This is a genomic window from Edaphosphingomonas laterariae (genome assembly GCF_900188165.1).
Taxonomy (GTDB): domain Bacteria; phylum Pseudomonadota; class Alphaproteobacteria; order Sphingomonadales; family Sphingomonadaceae; genus Sphingomonas_E; species Sphingomonas_E laterariae.
The window spans coordinates 191,726-208,362 of record NZ_FZOS01000004.1 but is presented as its reverse complement, the minus strand read 5'-3'; the positions used below and the strand labels follow the sequence as shown (position 1 = coordinate 208,362).

The following is a 16,637-nucleotide window of genomic DNA, read 5'->3' as shown; positions in this document are numbered from 1 at the left end:
GCGGGCGGATATTGAACTGATGAGGATCGAGATGAAATATTCGCGCCCGGCGAAGGATGCCGGCTGCCCGCAAGACGGCGCACCTGGCCGCCCCGATGGCGACATATTGGTGCTTGGCGCTGGTGTCGTCGGCGTCGCGACGGCCTATGCGCTCGCCCGGCGCGGTTATTCGGTGATCCTTGTCGATCGCGAAGAGGGACCGGGGCGGGGAACGTCGTTCGCGAACGGGGCACAGCTGAGCTATGCCTATACCGACGCGCTGGCGCAGCCGGCCCTGCTCAGGAAGTTGCCAGCCATGGTGCTGGGGCTCGATCCCGCCTTTCGCTTCCGGATGGGCGTCGATCCGGGATTTCTGCGCTGGAGCCTCGCTTTTTTGAGGAACTGCACGGACGCGCGCTTCAGCGCCAACACGCTGGCCGCGCTCCGCATCGGCCTGGAGTCCCGGTTGGCCTTGCACGCGCTCCAGGAACGGCATTCGCTTGATTTCGGCCACGCAATGCCGGGCAAGATGCATCTGTATCGCGATCCGGCTGCTTTCGCGCGCGCGGCCGAGGTGGTGTCGCTGAAGGGGGATGCCGGGATCGAGCAACATCTGCTTTCGCCTGCTGAGGCCATGGGCATCGAGCCTGCTCTGGCCAACGCCGGTCCACTGGCAGGCGTGTTGTGGACTCCGGCTGATGAAGTGGGCGACCCGCATCTTTTCTGTCGCGCAATGCTGGAATTGCTGCGCGGCTCTTATGGCGTTCGTGCCGAATTCGGCTTCAGTGCCTCGCATCTGCGTGAGGACGGGGACGCGGTTCATGTGTCGGATCCGTCCGGGCAAGTGATTTCTGCGCGTGCGGCGGTCATCTGCCTTGGTGCCGGCGCGCCGCATTTCCTTGCACGGTTCGGCATCCGCGCGCCGGTGCGTCCGATGAAGGGCTACAGCTTCACCGCCCCGGTCGGCCCGCGCGCGCCATCGGTTAGCCTGACCGATGCATCGCGAAAGATCGTTTTCTGCCGCCTGGGGGATCAGATGCGCGTTGCCGGACTGGCCGAACTGGGCAACTGGTCCACCGGTGTCGATGCCAATCGCCTGAACGCACTGGTCGACAGCGCGCGCGCTGCGATGCCCGATGCGGCCGATTATGACGCGGCGGGCACGGGGTGGGCGGGCCTCCGTCCGATGACGCCGAATTCGCTACCGATCATCGCGCGTGCGCGCGCCAATCTCTACCTCAACATCGGCCACGGCATGCTGGGTTGGACCTTCGCCATGGGTTCAGCCGAACGCACGGCCGCGCTGATCGAAACCGGCCTTCGCCCCTCCTTGTCATGAAAGGTATTTCCAAATGACTGTCGCTTCACCGCCGCCGCTCAGCCGCTTTCGCCGCGCCGGCAACCTGATTTTCACGTCCGGCCAATTGCCGCGCGGGCGCGACGGCGCGATCGTGCCGGGTGATATCCGCGTCCAGGCCCGGCAGGCGATTGCCAATCTGCAGACTGTGCTTGGGGAGGCGGGGGCGCGTCTCGATCAGGTCGTGAAGGTTACCGCATGGCTGACCGATGCCAGCTACATGGCGGGTTTCAACGAGGTTTATCGCGAGGCGTTCGGAGGGGAGTTTCCGGCGCGATCGACGGTCATCTCCGGTCTTGTTGCCGGCGACGTCGAAATCGAGGCAGTTGCCTTTATCGACTGAACAAGCTGCCCAATGGGGCAAAATGAAGGGGGCGTCGGACATTCCGGCGCCCCTTCTTCATGCCCATTCCGGCATGTTCAGACGTCGTCGGCGGACCGATATTCGGCGACGTCGATCTCGCCGGCCATGCGCCCCACCGCCACCGCGACGGTGGCATCGCCGGTGACATTGGTCATCGTCCTCATCATGTCGAGCAAATGGTTGATGCCGGCGACGAACGCGATCGTTTCCAGCGGAACCCCGATGGAGGTGAGCACGAGGCTCATCATCACCAGGCCGGAGCCGGGCACGCCCGCAGCCCCGATGGCGCCAAGTGTCGCGGTCAGCGCGATCATCACATAGGACATCCAGGTCAGTTCGATGCCATAGGCCTGGGCCCCGAACAGTGCGATCACGCCGAGATACATCGCGGTGCCGTTCATATTGATCGTAGCGCCGAGCGCCACGGTGAAGCTGGCGATCGAATTGGACACGCCAAGGTTCCGCTCAACGCAGCGGAGGGTGACCGGCAAGGCGGCATTGGAGGATGCGGTCGAAAAGGCCACCGCCTGCGCATCGACGATGCCGCGATAGAAATCCCTGACGGGCAAGCGTGCAATGAACCGAAGGATAAGTGGGTAGACGACCAGCAGGATGAGGCCGCAGCCGACATAATTCAGGGCGACGAGCTTGCCGAGCGGGAGCAGCGCGTCGAAACCGAAGGTGCCCGCAACCCACGCGATCAGGGCGAACACGCCAAAGGGGGTGAGTTCCATGACGAAGATCGTCATATTCTGCATCACCACGGAGCCCGAGTTCATCGCCCTGGCAATCGGCGCTCCATCTTTTCCGGAAACCAATATGGCAACGCCGAACAGGACGGCGAAGACGATCACCGGCAGGATCGCGCCCTGCGCCATGGCCATGATCGGATTTTCGGGCACAAGGCTGATGATCATCGCGACCAGCGATTGATCCGGCGGGGGCGGCACGTCGGTGCCGGCCGGGAGCGCGATGGTCAGTCCGGTTCCCGGCTGGACCAGTGCGGACAGCCCCATGCCAAGCGACACCGCGACGATCGCGGTGGTCATGAACAGCAGCATGGCCTTGCCGCCGACCTTGCCGAGCCGGCCGACATCGCCGACCGCCGTGATCCCGGACACCAGCGAGAAGAAGATCAAGGGCACGACGAGCATCTTGATCGCGCGGATGAACAGGTCGCCGATCCATTTGATCGACTGGGCATCCTCGCCCAATGCGATGCCGGCCACGACACCGAGGGCCAGCGCGACCAGCACGCGTTTCCAAAGTGGGATCCTGAACCATGAACGGAACATCGGCGGCCTGTCTCCTAAGCGCAGTTTTGAGGCCTGATAGCAGCCGGATCGCGTGAGACGAGTGCGAAGCGTTTGCGCTTCCATAGCCTGAGGCTATCGACTGGAACTCAGTTGCTTCTGCCGCTGCCTCGCAACTGTGTGGATTCGCCAGCGGCTTGATGTCGGCTGGTGGGCCCAGCTTGCGGTTAAGTGCAGGCACATCATGCACTTCGATACCGCGCCGGAAAGCAGTCTTCGCTCCGATGGGCAAAATGGCCGCGGATCGGGCGCGCCGCAGTATCGCGCGGAAGGGGCCGGGGCGCTCGGCCAAGGCTATCTTCAGGCGATCGCGAGATCGCTCTAGAGACATGTTCATCTTTAGGCGTTAGAGCCGCGCGCCATGAATTCTGTCGTCCACACTCCCCGCGTCGCCGTGATCCTGCCTTGTTATAACGAGGCGGCGGCGATTGCCGGCACCGTTGCCGGGTTCCGCGCCGCGCTGCCGGAGGCGGCGATCTATGTCTATGACAATAACAGCAAGGACGGCACGGCCGAGATCGCGGCGGCGGCGGGCGCGATCGTGCGGACTGAGCGCATGCAGGGCAAGGGCCATGTCGTCCGCCGGATGTTCGCCGATGTGGAGGCCGACATCTATGTGATGGCGGACGGCGACGCGACCTATGATGCCGCTGCGGCGCCTGAAATGGTGCGGATGCTGGTCGACGAGAAGCTCGACATGGTGGTCGGCGCGCGCCAGTCGGAGGTGGAGGAAGCCTATCGGCGCGGGCACCGGCTGGGCAACCGGCTGTTCACCGGCATGCTGGCGCGCCTGTTCGGCCGCAGCTTCAGCGATATCTTTTCCGGCTATCGCGTGTTTTCGCGCCGTTTTGTCAAAAGTTTCCCCGTGCTTTCGGAAGGTTTCGAGATCGAGACCGAGATCAGCGTCCACGCGCTGGAACTGCGCATGCCGGTGGCCGAGCTGGTGACGGCTTATGGCGCGCGGCCGGAAGGATCGGTTTCGAAGCTGTCCACCTATCGCGATGGCTGGCGCATCCTGAAGACGATCGGCACGCTGTTCCGTATCGAGCGGCCGGTGCTGTTCTTCGGGGTGATCGGCGCGGCGCTGGCCGCGCTGGCGGTGATTCTCGCCGTGCCGCTGGCGATCACCTATGCCGAATCCGGCCTGGTGCCGCGCATGCCCACCGCGATCCTTTCGACCGGGCTGATGATCCTGGCGTTCATCAACGGCTTTTGCGGACTGATTCTGGACACGGTGGTGCGCGGCCGTCGCGAGATGCGGCGGCTGGCTTACCTGTCGCACCCCGCGCCGGGGGCGTAATCCCCTTGAACTCCGGCCCGCGAAGGCCGATGTTGCGCAGGCAACCAAGGCATAAGGACCTGGACTTTCCCCATGCATAATCCGTTCGAGACCGGCCAGTTCGCCCCCCCGGGGTTCCGCCACGATCCGATCACCGGCGCGCTCGTGCCGATCGTCATCGAGCAGTCGAACCGTGGCGAGCGGAGCTTCGACATCTATTCACGGTTGCTGCGTGAACGGATCATCTTCGTCACCGGCCCGATCGAGGACCATATGGCCTCGCTGATCACTGCCCAGCTTCTGTTTCTCGAAGCCGAGAATCCGAAGAAGGACATCTTCATGTACATCAACTCGCCGGGCGGCGTGGTGACGGCGGGTCTCGCGATCCACGATACCATGCAATATATCCGCCCGCGCGTGGGCACGCTGTGCGTGGGCCAGGCGGCGTCGATGGGCAGCTTCCTGCTCGCGGCCGGCGAACCGGGGATGCGCATCGCGCTCACCAATTCGCGGATCATGATCCACCAGCCTTCGGGCGGCGCGCAGGGCATGGCCAGCGATATCGAGATCCAGGCCAAGGAAATCCTGCGGATGCGCCAGCGCCTGAACTCGCTCTATGCGAAATATACGGGCAAGCCGATTGCCGAGATCGAGGCCGCGATGGACCGCGACAAGTTCCTCGAGGCCGATGAGGCGAAGGCGTTCGGCCTGATCGACGAGGTGTTCGACAAGCGGCCGGCCCCGGCCGAGGAGGCTGCGGCGGCTTAAACCCTTTCTACGGCGGGCCGTGGCAGATTCGCCATTGCCCGCCGGGAAAAACCGGGTCTAGGATGCCCCGAACGTAGCGGCCCGCGTTTTCGGGCCGAAGGGAAGAAGTATGACGAAGTTGAGCGGCGGCGATTCCAAGAGCACTCTCTACTGCTCGTTCTGCGGCAAGTCGCAGCACGAGGTACGCAAGCTCATCGCCGGCCCCACCGTGTTCATCTGCGACGAATGCGTGGAACTGTGCAACGACATCATCCGCGAGGAGACGAAGTCGGCACTGGTCGCCAAGAAGGATGGCGGCGTTCCGAGCCCGCAGGAAATCTGCAAGGTGCTGGACGATTATGTGATCGGCCAGAACCAGGCGAAGCGCGTGCTCTCGGTGGCCGTGCACAACCATTACAAGCGGCTCGCCCATGGCGCCAAGGGCGCCGATGTGGAACTGGCCAAATCGAACATCCTGCTGGTCGGCCCCACCGGCTGCGGCAAGACGCTGCTCGCCCAGACGCTGGCCAAGACGTTCGACCAGGCGTCCGACTATAATGTCGAACGCGCGCAGCGCGGCATCGTCTATATCGACGAGATCGACAAGATCAGCCGCAAGGCGGACAATCCTTCCATCACCCGCGATGTTTCGGGCGAAGGCGTGCAGCAGGCGCTGCTCAAGCTGATGGAGGGCACGACCGCGAGCGTGCCGCCGCAGGGCGGGCGCAAGCATCCGCAGCAGGAATTCCTGCAGGTGGACACGACCAACATCCTGTTCATCTGCGGCGGCGCCTTTGCCGGGCTCGAAAAGATCATCGGCGATCGCCTGCAGGGCAAGTCGATCGGCTTCGGCGCCTATGTGGCCGCGCCCGAGGAACGCCGTACCGGCGAAGTGCTGCGCCAGTGCGAGCCGGAAGATCTGCTGAAGTTCGGCCTGATCCCCGAATTCGTCGGCCGTCTGCCGGTGATCGCGACGCTCGAGGATCTCGACGAGCCGGCGCTGGTGAAGATCCTCGCCGAGCCGAAGAACGCGCTGGTGAAGCAGTATCAGAAGCTGTTCGAGATGGAGGACGTGAAGCTGAGCTTCACCGACGACGCGCTGTCGGCGATCGCGCGGCGCGCCATCGAACGCAAGACCGGCGCGCGCGGCCTGCGTTCGATCCTCGAAGGCATCCTGCTCGACACGATGTTCGATCTGCCGTCGATGGACGGGGTGGACGAGATCATGGTCGACAAGGACGTGGTGGAAGGCCGCAAGGAACCGATCCGCGTCTTCGCCAAGAAGGGCAAGGAAGCCAGCCCGGCCGCCTGATCCCGCTTGGATTGCGACGATCTGACATTCGCCCGTGATGGCGCCGTGCGGTTGCGCGGTGTCGTTGCGGGCGAAATGCTGTCCGCGATCGAGAATGCGACGAACCTCACCTTCGCCGGGGTGTGAGGCTGCAATTCTTTGACACAGAAGTTTGGCGGGGCGCGCCTTACATGGCGGGCACCCCCTTCTTAACCATGTGCAAAGGACCGATGGCCAGTCTCCCCGAAACGCCCTCCGCCCCGCCTTCATCCCCTGAACCGCTGCGGCCGTTGCCGCTGCTGATCTTTTCATCGCGCTGGTTGCAGTTGCCGCTTTATGTCGGCCTGATCGTTGCCCAGTGCGTTTACGTGTTCCTGTTCCTGAAGGAGCTCTGGCACCTTGTCGTCCACGCCGCCGATTTTGGCGAGCAGCAGATCATGCTGGTCGTGCTCGGCCTGATCGACGTGGTGATGATTTCCAACCTGCTGGTGATGGTGATCGTCGGCGGCTACGAAACCTTCGTGTCGCGGCTGCGGCTGGAACGCCACCCCGACAATCCCGAATGGCTGAGCCACGTCAATTCGGGCGTGCTGAAGGTGAAGCTGGCGATGGCGATCATCGGCATCTCGTCGATCCACCTGCTGCGCACCTTTATCGAGGCGGGCGCGATCGGCACGCCGGGCGCGCGCGTGACCGAAACGGGTGTCATGTGGCAGGCCATCATCCACATGGCCTTCATCCTTTCGGCCGTCGGCATCGCCTGGGTCGATCGGATGACGCAGACCAGGCACTGACCAGCCAGCCGGGTGCCGCCGTCCGAATTGCCGGGCGGCGGCGTGTGCTGTCGATCAGGCCGCCGCGCTGGCAGGGGCGTGGCCGCGAACCATGTCTGCGGCCTTTTCGGCGATCATCATCGTCGGCACGTTGGTATTGCCGCTGACGAGGCGGGGCATCACCGAGGCATCGACGACGCGCAGCCGTTCGATCCCGTGGACGCGCAATTGCGGATCGACCACGGCCATATTGTCATGCCCCATGCGGCAGGTGCCGACGGTGTGAATGTCGGCCGAGGCGGTGGCGCGGACATAGGCGTCGAGATCGGCATCGGAGATGGCATCGGCGCCCGGGTTCAGTTCCTCGCCCCGATAGGGATCGAGCGGGCTTTGCCGGAAGATTTCGCGTGCGCGGCGGATCGCTTCGCGGGCGAGCTGGCGATCGCGTTCGGTGGACAGGATGTTGGGATCGACCAGCGGCGCCGCCATCGGATCGGCCGAGCGCAGGCGCAGCGTTCCCGTGCTGTCCGGCTGCAGGATATCGATATGCGCGAAGAAGCCGTGGCGCTTGATGATTTCGCGCCCGAAATTTTCGTAGAGGGCCATCGCGAAGTGGATCTTGATATCCGAATCGGCGACGTCGGGAATGGCCTTGGCGAAGGTGATCGCTTCGATGCTCGATTGCGCGAGCGGGCCGCCGAGGCCGAGCGCATAGCGCGCCACCGCCATGCCGCCGGCGATGGGGTTGATGAAGTTGTAGAGCGACACGGGCACAGTGCAGGCGTGCTTCACCGAGACGGCGAGGTGATCGCGATAATTTTCGCCGACGCCGGGAAGATCCTCGACCACGGCGATGCCATGCCCGCGCAGATGTTCCGCCGGTCCGACGCCGGAGAGGAGGAGGAGCTGGGGCGAGACGATCGCGCCGGCCGACAGGATGACCTCGCTTCCCGCATAGGCGCGCAGCGTTTGCCCGCCGCGGATATATTCGACCCCGGTGGCGCGGTGGCCGGTGAACAGGATGCGGCTGGCGCGCGCATCGGTGACGACGGTGAGGTTGGGGCGATGGCGTGCGGGCTTCAGATAGCTCGCCGCGCTCGACGAACGCTTGCCCCGGCCGATGGTCACGTCGGCAGGGGCGACGCCCATGCGGGTGGCGCCGTTGCTGTCCTCGTTCCAGTCGTGCCCGGCGGCGAGCGCCGAATCGACGAACGCCCTGGACAATGGATGGTTGATGCCCGGCCGGCTGACGCGCACCGGCCCGTCGCCGCCATGCCAGGCGTCGGCACCGCGTTCATAGCTTTCGAGCTTGCGGAAATAGGGAAGCACATCGGCATAGGACCAGCCTTCGTTGCCGAGCTGGCGCCAGCGTTCATAATCGTCCGCCGCGCCGCGATCGTAGATCATGCCGTTGATCGAGGACGAGCCGCCCAGCACCTTGCCGCGCGGCGAAACCATGACGCGGCCGTCGCAATGGGCCTGCGGCACGGTTTCGTACATCCACGAGAACCAGCCGAGATGCAGGATCGGCAAAAGGCCGCCCGGCGCGCGGATGAACAGGCTGCGGTCGCGCCCGCCGGCTTCGAGCAGAAGCACCTTCGCCGCCGGATCTTCCGACAGCCGCGCCGCCATCACGCAGCCGGCCGAGCCGCCGCCGATGACGACAAAATCATAGCTGTCGATCTTCATTCATATCTCCGTCACGGCGACGTCATTATCGATATGGTTCGTAACACGGTGCGGAAGGAACGCAAATCGGCGTCCGACAGGCAATAATATGTCGCTTCGCGGAATTGCGGAGCGGCCGGATCAATCGATATGGCCAATCACTGTCGTCGTAAGAATTCGCTAACCGTTGATGCGACGTTAGGGCGCGCCCATATATATTGGGAATCGAAGCGGTGGTCCGTCCCGGCCATCGCACCGGAGTTTGCATGACCGAGACCCTTCCCGTCCTGCCGTTGCGCGACATCGTCGTGTTCCCGCAGATGATCGTTCCGCTGTTCGTCGGCCGCGACAAGTCGGTCGCGGCGCTGGAAAGCGCGATGGCGGCCGACAAGTCGATCTTCCTCGTCGCCCAGCTCGATCCGGCGGAGGACGATCCCGATCGCGACGCGCTTTACGATCTGGGCGTCGTGGCGACGGTGCTGCAATTGTTGAAGCTGCCCGACGGCACCGTGCGCGTGCTGGTGGAAGGGCGCCAGCGTGCGGCGCTAGCCGCGCTCGACAATGACGGCGATCACCTGACCGCGACCGTCGATCTGATCGACGACAGCGAGGCCGAGGGCGACGAGATCCAGGCGCTGATGCGTTCGGTGATCGAGCAGTTCGAGAATTATTCGAAGCTCAACAAGAAGATGCCGGCGGAAACCGCCGTCCAGCTGAGCCAGATCGACGATCCGTCGCGGCTGGCGGACGCGGTGTCGTCCAACATCAACATCAAGGTGGCCGACAAGCAGACGCTGCTGGTTGAGCTGGACCCCGCCAAGCGGCTGGAAATGGCCTTTGCCTTCATGGAAGGCGAACTGGGCGTGCTGCAGGTGGAGAAGAAGATCCGCAGCCGCGTGAAGCGGCAGATGGAGAAGACCCAGCGCGAATATTATCTGAACGAGCAGCTGAAGGCGATCCAGCGCGAACTGGGCAATGCCGAGGAAGGCGAGGGCGGCGACGAGCTGGCCGAGCTGGCGCAGAAGATCGCCAAGCTCAAGCTTTCCAAGGAAGCGCGCGCCAAGGCCAATGCCGAGCTGAAGAAGCTGCGCAACATGGCGCCGATGTCGGCCGAGGCCACCGTCGTCCGCAACTATCTGGACGTGCTGCTCGGCCTGCCATGGGGCAAGAAGAGCAAGCTCAAGAAGGACATCGCGGTCGCCCAGGCGGTGCTCGACGCCGACCATTATGGGCTTGAGAAGGTGAAGGAACGGATCGTTGAATATCTCGCGGTCCAGGCGCGCACCAACAAGCTGAAGGGGCCGATCCTGTGCCTCGTCGGCCCGCCGGGCGTCGGCAAGACCTCGCTCGGTCGCTCGATCGCGAAGGCGACGGGGCGCGAATTCGTCCGCCAGTCGCTGGGCGGCGTGCGTGACGAGGCCGAAATTCGCGGCCATCGCCGCACCTATATCGGATCGCTGCCGGGCAAGGTGGTGTCGAACCTCAAGAAGGCCGGCACGTCCAACCCGCTGTTCCTGCTCGACGAGATCGACAAGCTGGGCCAGGATTTCCGTGGAGATCCGGCATCCGCGCTGCTCGAGGTGCTCGACCCCGAACAGAATGCGAAGTTCCAGGATCATTATCTGGAGGTCGACGTCGATCTTTCCGACGTGATGTTCGTCACCACGGCGAACTCGCTCAACCTGCCGCAGCCGCTGCTCGACCGCATGGAGATCATCCGGCTCGAAGGCTATACCGAGGATGAGAAGGTCGAGATCGCCAAGGCGCACCTGATCGCCAAGCAGGTCGAGGCGCACGGGCTGAAGGACGGCGAATTCACGCTGACCGAAGCGGGCCTGCGCGATCTGATCCGTTATTATACCCGCGAGGCCGGCGTGCGTACGCTCGAACGCGAGGTGGCGAAGCTCGCCCGCAAGGCGTTGCGCCGCATCCTCGAAGGCAAGGCCGAGCGGATCGAGATCACGCCCGAGAACCTGTCCGACTTCGCCGGCGTGCGGAAATTCCGCTTCGGCGTCGGTGAGGAGGAGGATCAGATCGGCGCGGTGACCGGGCTCGCCTGGACCGAGGTGGGCGGCGAACTGCTGACCATCGAGGCCGTGACCATCCCGGGCAAGGGCGTGATCGGCACGACCGGCAAGCTCGGCGACGTGATGAAGGAATCGGTGCAGGCCGCCTTCACCTTCGTCAAGGCGCGCGCGCCGGCTTATGGCATCAAGCCCAGCCTGTTCGCCCGCAAGGATGTCCATATCCACCTGCCCGAAGGGGCGGTGCCCAAGGACGGGCCGTCGGCCGGCATCGGCATCGTCACCGCGATCGTCTCGACGCTGACGGGCATTCCCGTCCGCCGCGAGGTGGCGATGACGGGTGAAGTGACGCTGCGTGGTCGCGTTCTGCCGATTGGCGGACTGAAGGAAAAGCTGCTGGCGGCGCTGCGCGGCGGCATCACCCATGTCCTGATCCCGCAGGAAAACCAGAAGGATCTGGCGGAAATCCCGACCAACATCCTGGAAGGGCTGAAGATCACGCCGGTGAGCCATGTCGACGAGGTACTGGCGCTGGCGCTGACCCAGCCGGTGGCGCCGATCGACTGGACCGAGGCGGACGACCTTGCGGCGCCGCCTGCGGCCCATGTGGCTGGCGGAGAGTCGGGCGGGCCTGCCGTCCACCATTGATTCGGCCATTGCTTGGGCTTGCCGGAAAATGACCGGCCGGGGCGGTTCCGATCCAGATCGGGGCCGCCCTTTTTCGTTGCGGTGGCCGGATGAACGGAAGCGCCACAGGCGGATTGGGTGATCGATATAGGTCCGAAACGGGACGAATGCCCCGAAACCCGCGATTTAAGCCCACTTTTCCTTTTGACAGCCCCATGGCCGCTGTTCTTAGATGCGCGCCCGGCCTTGGCCGCGACTCAAGATAATCGCATCTTATCAAGGGGGTTCCGCAGGCATGAATAAGCAAGAACTGATCGCTTCGGTTGCTGAAGCGACGGGCCTAAGCAAGAATGACGCCGGTAAGGCCGTGGAAGGCGTTTTTGATACGATCGGTAACGCGCTGAAAAAGGGCGATGAAGTTCGTCTTGTCGGCTTCGGCACCTTTTCGGTTTCCAAGCGCAAGGCTTCGACCGGCCGCAACCCGCGTACGGGTGAGCCGATGAAGATCAAGGCGTCGAGCCAGCCCAAGTTCAAGGCGGGCAAGGGCCTGAAGGACGCCGTCAACTAAGCTATTCGCCGGCCGGGCCCGGGGGGCGGGCCTGGCCGGCGTTACCCGGTGGATCGGATTACCCCCAGGAAAACGAACGATCCGCCAAAACATCGTCGCTTCGGGCTGGACAAGTCTGCGGGCGTCGCTTAAGCGCCCCTCCACGAAGCCGATCGGCCGGTTCGCCGGCCCGGATTTCAGCTTCCCGCCGCCGGCCTCGGCAGCGGTTTCAAGCGAAGCGTGGGCGCGTAGCTCAGCGGTAGAGCACACCCTTCACACGGGTGGGGTCACAGGTTCAATCCCTGTCGCGCCCACCACGCTTCCTCCCTTTTCAGCACATGGCAAGCCGCGGTCCCCGATCGGGATGACGGGGTTGTGCATCCCAAGCTTTCCGCGCCAGCAGATTTCCCTTCCTTGCAGGGCAGGGGGGCGACGTCCTATCTCCCAGCCCAAGACATTTCACAGCAAAGGCCAGCCATGACCGCCACCCATTCGACCCGCATGCTCATCCTCGGCTCCGGCCCGGCGGGCCTGTCCGCCGCGATCTATGGCGCGCGGGCCGGCATGGCGCCGATCGTGGTGCAGGGGCTGCAGCCCGGCGGCCAGCTGACGATCACCACCGACGTGGAAAATTATCCCGGCTTCGCGGACGTCATTCAGGGCCCGTGGCTGATGGAGCAGATGACCAAGCAGGCCGAACATGTCGGCGCGCAGATGATGTGGGACACGATCGTCGAGGTCGATCTGACGCAGCGCCCCTTCCGCCTCGTCGGCGATGGCGGCACGGTTTATTATGGCGATGTGCTGGTGATCGCCACGGGTGCGCAGGCCAAGTGGCTGGGCGTGCCGGGCGAACAGGAACTGGGCGGCAAGGGTGTTTCGGCCTGCGCGACCTGCGATGGCTTCTTCTATCGCGGCAAGAAGGTGACGGTGATCGGCGGCGGCAATACCGCCGTTGAGGAGGCGCTGTACCTGACCAACCACAGCGATGACGTGACGCTGATCCATCGCCGCGATTCGCTGCGCGCGGAAAAGATCCTGCAGGAGCGGCTGTTCGCGCATCCGAACATCAAGGTCCTGTGGAACCAGAAGGTCGACAGCTTCGTCGATGGCGGCGGCACCGCTGGCCTGGTCGCAATCGACCTGATCGACACCGTAACGGGTGAAAAGAGCCGCCACGAGACCGAGGGCGGCTTCGTCGCGATCGGCCATGCCCCGGCGACAGCATTGTTCCAGGGGCATCTGAAGCTGGACGAGGACGGCTATATCGCGGTGGAAACCGGCAGCACCCGCACCAGCGTGCCGGGCGTGTTCGCCTGCGGCGACGTGATGGACAAGGTCTATCGCCAGGCCGTGACGGCGGCGGGCACGGGCTGCATGGCCGCGCTCGATGCCGAGCGTTTCCTGGCGGAAGCCGATTTCGAGAAGAAGCGCGAGACGGTGGCGGCCTAACCGTCACCCGTCATCCTGGCGCCAGCCGGGATGACGGCGCAGGGCGGCTTACCGCGCCAGCTTGGACCGGGCGAAGGCGACGAGGTTGCCGAAGCTTTCGAGCAGCTCGCCGTCCACCTCATCATCGTCGATGATGATGCCGAGACGGTCTTCGAGTTCGGTGAGCAAGCCGGCCACGGCCATCGAATCGAGTTCGGGCAGCGCGCCGAACAGGGGTGTCGATGTTTCGAGCGCGGCGGTGCGTTCCGCACCCAGCCCGAGCACATCGCCCAGCACCGCGCGGACGGCCGCCTCGACATCGGTGGTATCGCCAGCCATCTTCGTCCTCATTCTCCGGCAGACCCGAACGCGGCCCGCCTAGCCGCTTGCGGGGCTCGCGACAAGCCGGCCGGCTTCCCCCCGCGCCCGGCCCGCGCTATCGCCACCCGTCCAGACGAGGACAAGGGAAGCCGACAGGCCGATGACTGACCAAAGCGCCGCGCCCGATGCCACCCCGAGGCCGCTGGACCATCTGGCCGCCATGGGCGCCCCTGATGCGCTGGCGCTGGTCGACCGGGCAGGCGCACTGAGCTTTACCGGGCTCGACCGCGCGGTCGGCGCGCTCGCCCGCGCGCTGGATGGGCGGGGGCTGGCCAAGGGCGCCCGCGTCGCATCCTGGCTGGCCAAGACCCGGCTGGCGAGCCTGCTGCCGCTGGCCTGCGCGCGCGCCGAGCTGGTGCATGTGCCGATCAATCCGCTGCTGAAGCGCGGGCAGGTGGCCCATATCCTGCAGGATAGCGGCGCATCGCTGCTGATCGCGGGAGCAGGCCGTTCGGGCACGCTGGAGGCGGGCGATCGCCCGGCGGATTGCGCTCTGCTGATCGAGGACGAGGCCGGCGCGGCCAGCCTGGCGGCGCAGGACGGGCTGCCGGCTTCGGCCGCCGATCCCGATGCGCTGGCCGCGATCCTCTATACATCGGGTTCGACCGGGCGGCCCAAGGGCGTGATGCTGAGCCATGCGAACCTGTGGCTCGGCGCGGTCAGTGTCGCACATTATCTGCGTCTGACAGCGGATGACCGGACGCTCGCCGTGCTGCCGTTCAGCTTCGATTACGGGCAGAACCAGCTGCTTTCGAGCTGGGCGGCCGGGGCCTGTGTCTATCCGCTCGACTATCTGACCGCGCGCGACGTGATCCGCGCGGTCGACAAGCATGAGATCACCACGCTGGCCGGCGTGCCGCCCTTGTGGGTGCAATTGGCCGAGGCGGACTGGCCGGAGGCGACGGCGGGGCGCCTGCGCCGGATCACCAATTCGGGCGGGCGGCTGCCGGTGCCGCTGGTCCACCGCCTGCGCCAGCTGTTTCCGGCGGCCGACCTCTATTCGATGTACGGGCTGACCGAGGCCTTCCGTTCCACCTATCTCGATCCCGCATTGATCGACACCCACCCGGATTCGATCGGCGGTGCGATTCCCTTTGCCGAGGTGATGCTGGTGCGCCCCGACGGCGGCCTGGCGGCAACGGGTGAGCCGGGCGAGCTGGTCCACGCCGGGCCGCTTGTGGCGCAGGGCTATTGGCAGGATGCCGAGCGGACGGCGCTGCGCTTTCGCCCGGCACCGGTCTTTTCGAAATATGGCGGAATGGCCGTGTGGTCGGGCGATACCGCCGTGATGGACGCGGACGGGCTGCTGCGCTTCGTGGGGCGCGACGACGAGATGATCAAGACATCGGGCAATCGCGTTAGCCCGACCGAGGTGGAGGAAGCCGCTGTCGCCACCGGCGCCGCGGCCGAGGCGGTGGCGATCGGCGTGCCCGACGACCGGCTGGGCGAGGCGATCCTGCTGGTCGTGCGTGGCGATCCGGCCGGCGAGGGGGCCTTGCGCGACGGCCTGAAGCGCGATTTGCCGAATTTCATGCAACCGCGCGAGATACGCTGGCGGGCGGATCTGCCGCGCAACGCCAATGGCAAGGTCGACCGGGCGGGATTGAAGGCGGAGTTGACGTCATGAAGCCGATGGGGACGATTCCGGCCGATTATGTGGCGCGCGACGGCGAATTGCTGATCGGCGGGCGCACCGTTGACGATCTGATCGGTGAGGCGGGGGATACGCCTTTGTTCGTCTATGACCGGGCGATCATGGCGGCACGCGTGGCGCGGCTGCGCGCGGCGCTGCCGCCGGACGTGGCGATCCATTATGCCATGAAGGCCAACCCGCACCCCGGCGTCGTAGCCGCCTTTGCCGGAATGGTCGGCGGCATTGACGTGGCATCCGCAGGCGAGATGCGGGTCGCATTGGCGAGCGGCATGGCCGCCGACGACATTTCCTTCGCCGGGCCGGGCAAGCGCGACCGCGAGCTGGAGGCCGCGATCGCGGCGGGCGTGACGATCAATCTCGAATCGCTGGCGGAGGGCGTTCGCGCGCTCGGTATCGGGGCGCGGCTGGGCGTGCGACCACGGCTTGCCGTGCGGGTGAACCCGAATTTCGAAATCCGGGGATCGGGCATGCGGATGGGCGGCGGCGCCAAGCCCTTCGGCATCGATGAGGATCAGGTGGTGCCGCTATGTCGCGACATGATTGCCGCCGGGGCGGAGTGGCGGGGTTTCCACATCTTCGCCGGATCGCAGGCGCTGGATGCCGACGCGATCATCGAGGCGCAGGCGGCGACGGTGGCGCTGGCCGGGCGGCTGGCCGACGCGGTGGGGGCAACGCCGCCGCTCGTCAATCTCGGCGGGGGGCTGGGCATTCCCTATTTCCCCGGCGAACTGCCGCTCGACGTGGAACGCATCGGCGCGGCGCTGGCGGAGGCGATCGCGGCGCGCGCGCCTTCGATCGCCGGCAGCGGCTTCGCGGTCGAACTGGGGCGCTGGCTGGTGGGCGAGGCGGGGGTCTATCTGACGCGGATCGTCGACCGGAAGGAAAGCCATGGCGAGCTGTTTCTGGTGACGGACGGGGGGCTGCATCACCAACTGGCGGCATCGGGCAATTTCGGCACGGTGGTGCGGCGCAACTATCCGGTCGCGGTGGCCACGCGTTTCGGCCAGGCGGCGGACGAGACGGCGAGCGTGGTCGGCTGCCTGTGCACGCCGCTGGACCGGCTGGCGGACAAGGTGGCGCTGCCCCGCGCCGAGGTGGGGGACGTGATCGCCGTGTTCATGGCCGGAGCCTATGGGGCAAGCGCCAGCCCGCAAGCCTTTCTCGGCCACCCGCCCGCGCTGGAGATGATCGTCTGACGGGCC

General features: G+C 65.5%; 14 protein-coding genes and 1 tRNA gene. 12 read left to right on the top strand and 3 right to left on the bottom strand.

Annotation, left to right across the window (positions count from 1 at the left end):
- The first annotated feature begins 19 nt into the window (after window positions 1-19).
- Both CHB74_RS06000 and CHB74_RS05995 read left to right on the top strand, forming a co-directional pair.
- Window positions 20-1,318 (top strand): FAD-dependent oxidoreductase, encoded by a 1,299-nt coding sequence (locus tag CHB74_RS06000; RefSeq protein ID WP_245842659.1) that lies wholly within the window; start codon window positions 20-22, stop codon window positions 1,316-1,318.
- A gap of 13 nt (window positions 1,319-1,331) precedes the next feature.
- The gene (locus tag CHB74_RS05995) at window positions 1,332-1,679 is read left to right on the top strand and encodes a RidA family protein (protein WP_089218708.1); all 348 of its coding nucleotides are present in this window, start codon (window positions 1,332-1,334) and stop codon (window positions 1,677-1,679) included.
- A gap of 77 nt (window positions 1,680-1,756) precedes the next feature.
- Here the strand turns inward: CHB74_RS05995 and CHB74_RS05990 are convergent, their stop codons facing one another.
- Window positions 1,757-2,956: a dicarboxylate/amino acid:cation symporter gene (locus CHB74_RS05990; RefSeq protein ID WP_342746574.1), complete on the bottom strand. Its 1,200-nt coding sequence runs from the start codon at window positions 2,954-2,956 to the stop codon at window positions 1,757-1,759.
- A gap of 418 nt (window positions 2,957-3,374) precedes the next feature.
- Between CHB74_RS05990 and CHB74_RS05985 the strand changes: the two genes are divergently transcribed.
- The 4 genes from CHB74_RS05985 (at window position 3,375) to CHB74_RS05970 (ending at window position 7,124) form a co-directional block, all read left to right on the top strand.
- Complete coding sequence (locus CHB74_RS05985) at window positions 3,375-4,313, top strand: glycosyltransferase family 2 protein (RefSeq protein WP_089218706.1); 939 nt, start codon at window positions 3,375-3,377, stop codon at window positions 4,311-4,313.
- A gap of 72 nt (window positions 4,314-4,385) precedes the next feature.
- Complete coding sequence (locus tag CHB74_RS05980) at window positions 4,386-5,060, top strand: ATP-dependent Clp protease proteolytic subunit (protein WP_089218705.1); 675 nt, start codon at window positions 4,386-4,388, stop codon at window positions 5,058-5,060.
- 109 nt (window positions 5,061-5,169) lie between these two features.
- Window positions 5,170-6,351, top strand: a complete 1,182-nt coding sequence (gene clpX / locus CHB74_RS05975; protein WP_089218704.1) for an ATP-dependent Clp protease ATP-binding subunit ClpX — start codon at window positions 5,170-5,172, stop codon at window positions 6,349-6,351.
- Window positions 6,352-6,560: 209 nt separating this feature from the next.
- The gene (locus CHB74_RS05970) at window positions 6,561-7,124 is read left to right on the top strand and encodes a TIGR00645 family protein (protein WP_089218703.1); all 564 of its coding nucleotides are present in this window, start codon (window positions 6,561-6,563) and stop codon (window positions 7,122-7,124) included.
- Between the two features lie 54 nt (window positions 7,125-7,178).
- On the opposite strand, the gene CHB74_RS05965 is transcribed toward CHB74_RS05970, so the two are convergent.
- Window positions 7,179-8,792, bottom strand: a complete 1,614-nt coding sequence (locus tag CHB74_RS05965) for a GMC family oxidoreductase (protein ID WP_179220736.1) — start codon at window positions 8,790-8,792, stop codon at window positions 7,179-7,181.
- A 245-nt stretch (window positions 8,793-9,037) separates the two neighbouring features.
- On the opposite strand from CHB74_RS05965, the gene lon reads away from it, so the two are divergent.
- The 4 genes from lon to trxB all read left to right on the top strand — a co-directional run bounded on the left by lon (window position 9,038) and on the right by trxB (window position 13,421).
- A complete protein-coding gene (gene lon, locus CHB74_RS05960) occupies window positions 9,038-11,443 on the top strand; it encodes an endopeptidase La (RefSeq protein ID WP_089218702.1) in 2,406 nt (801 codons plus the stop codon).
- A gap of 274 nt (window positions 11,444-11,717) precedes the next feature.
- Window positions 11,718-11,990 carry an HU family DNA-binding protein gene (locus CHB74_RS05955; protein ID WP_089218701.1) on the top strand — a complete coding sequence of 91 codons (273 nt, stop codon included), beginning with the start codon at window positions 11,718-11,720 and terminating at the stop codon, window positions 11,988-11,990.
- A gap of 221 nt (window positions 11,991-12,211) precedes the next feature.
- Window positions 12,212-12,286 (top strand) — tRNA-Val (locus CHB74_RS05950).
- A gap of 160 nt (window positions 12,287-12,446) precedes the next feature.
- Window positions 12,447-13,421 carry a thioredoxin-disulfide reductase gene (trxB, locus tag CHB74_RS05945; RefSeq protein WP_089218700.1) on the top strand — a complete coding sequence of 325 codons (975 nt, stop codon included), beginning with the start codon at window positions 12,447-12,449 and terminating at the stop codon, window positions 13,419-13,421.
- A gap of 48 nt (window positions 13,422-13,469) precedes the next feature.
- Here the strand turns inward: trxB and CHB74_RS05940 are convergent, their stop codons facing one another.
- Window positions 13,470-13,739 (bottom strand): acyl carrier protein, encoded by a 270-nt coding sequence (locus tag CHB74_RS05940; RefSeq protein WP_089218699.1) that lies wholly within the window; start codon window positions 13,737-13,739, stop codon window positions 13,470-13,472.
- A gap of 142 nt (window positions 13,740-13,881) precedes the next feature.
- Between CHB74_RS05940 and CHB74_RS05935 the strand changes: the two genes are divergently transcribed.
- Complete coding sequence (locus CHB74_RS05935; protein WP_089218698.1) at window positions 13,882-15,408, top strand: acyl-CoA ligase (AMP-forming), exosortase A system-associated; 1,527 nt, start codon at window positions 13,882-13,884, stop codon at window positions 15,406-15,408.
- Entirely contained in the window at window positions 15,405-16,631 is a 1,227-nt protein-coding gene (locus CHB74_RS05930) for a pyridoxal-dependent decarboxylase, exosortase A system-associated (protein ID WP_089218697.1), read from the top strand. The genes CHB74_RS05935 and CHB74_RS05930 overlap by 4 nt, the downstream gene beginning before the upstream one ends.
- Window positions 16,632-16,637 lie beyond the last annotated feature (6 nt).